The sequence below is a fragment of the Brunnivagina elsteri CCALA 953 genome, from assembly GCF_002289455.1.
GTDB classification, from domain to species: Bacteria; Cyanobacteriota; Cyanobacteriia; order Cyanobacteriales; family Nostocaceae; genus Brunnivagina; species Brunnivagina elsteri.
In genome coordinates this window covers 1-1,667 of record NZ_NTFS01000711.1, presented here as the reverse complement: position 1 = coordinate 1,667, position 1,667 = coordinate 1, and the positions used below count along the sequence as shown (strand labels likewise).

The window sequence follows — 1,667 nt, the reverse complement described above, 5'->3', positions numbered from 1 at the left end:
CTGGTAACAAAATAACCAGTGTTAAATTGCTAGAACCCTTGATTTTTAAAGTGTTTTAGGGGATGAATCAGCCCTGCTTTGGAAAGGGGGGAAAATAAAAATAAAAATAAAAATCCAGTTCCCTCCCCTTTGCAAGGGGAGGGTTAGGGTGGGGTAATATTTTATTCGTCGAATTCACGTTTACTTGTTTGAATCAAGCCGCGAACAACTGGGATAAAGCTACGGATCGCTAGCGCGATCGCACTTGATCGTTTAAATATTTATCTGCAAGTTTTGCCAGATTCGATTACATTAAGAAAAGTAAAGCAATGCTTTATCTTGTTTGCGAAGACACAGCCAGGTAAGATGTTGAAACAAGTAAAACCACACCCTAAAGCCACTTGGGTTAACAAAATATCGGAAGTAGCACAAGTTGCTTGGGACGCTTTAGCAATACCACTAAAAACCCCATTTTTAGAATGGACATGGTTGCATAATTTAGAGATTTCTGGCAGTGCAACCGCACCTAACGGCTGGCTACCGAATCATCTCACAATTTGGCGGGATAATACCCTGATTGCGGCTGCGGCAATGTATCTCAAAGGGCACAGTCAAGGTGAGTTTGTGTTTGACCATCAATGGGCTGATTTAGCGCAGCGTATTGGTGTAGAATACTATCCCAAATTGTTGGGGATGACACCTTTTACCCCTGCGGAGGGATATCGATTTTTGATTGCACCAAATGAAGATGAAGATGAAATTACTGCGTTAATGGTGCATGAAATCGACAGTTTTTGCAAAAAGCATCGAATAGCAACCTGTAATTTTTTATACGTTGACCCAGAATGGAAACCTACCATCGAAAAACATGGTTTTACTGGTTGGTTACACCACAGTTATATTTGGCAGAACCTGGGATTTAATAATTTTGATGATTATTTAGGGTTATTTAATTCTAACCAGCGTCGCAACATCAAACGGGAACGTAAAGCAGTCGAAAAAGTTGGTTTGCGCTTACAAACTGTAACAGGTGACGAAATTCCCCAGACTTTATTACCCTTGATGTATGATTTCTATGTCGATACCTGCGATAAATTTGGTTGGTGGGGTAGTAAATATTTAACAAAACAATTTTTTGAATTATTACATACGAATTATCGCGATCGCGTCTTGCTCGTGCCTGCCTATAGCGAACAAGATAACTCTCAACCTGTAGGTATGTCGTTCTGCCTGTACAAGAGCGATCGCTTATATGGACGTTACTGGGGTAGCTTTCAAGAAATAGACTGTCTCCATTTTGATGCTTGTTATTATTCACCAATTGAATGGGGTATTAACAATGGTATCCAATTATTTGACCCTGGTGCTGGTGGTCGTCATAAAAAACGTCGCGGTTTTCCGGCAATGCCGAATTACAGCTTACATCGCTTTTATAATGCCCGATTACAGCAGATTTTGCTTCCCTATATCAGCGAAGTCAATGTACTCGAACAACGGGAAATAGACGCAATTAATGCGGAGTTACCATTTAAAGAAGGAAACCAGGAATCATCAACTTAAAGATATAGGATGCTGTAGGGGTGGGGTATCCCCGCCCTTTCTTACGAATGATAGAATTGATAAATCTATAGTTGGGATATTTTATTTTTCTGGATGCAATAAAAATCAGGGTAATAGTATTCTGATTC

General features: G+C 40.0%; 1 protein-coding gene. It reads left to right on the top strand.

What is annotated here, in order from left to right; genetic code table 11:
- The first annotated feature begins 345 nt into the window (after positions 1-345).
- Positions 346-1,539 (top strand): GNAT family N-acetyltransferase, encoded by a 1,194-nt coding sequence (locus tag CK510_RS30105; RefSeq protein WP_095725084.1) that lies wholly within the window; start codon positions 346-348, stop codon positions 1,537-1,539.
- Positions 1,540-1,667: the final 128 nt, after the last annotated feature.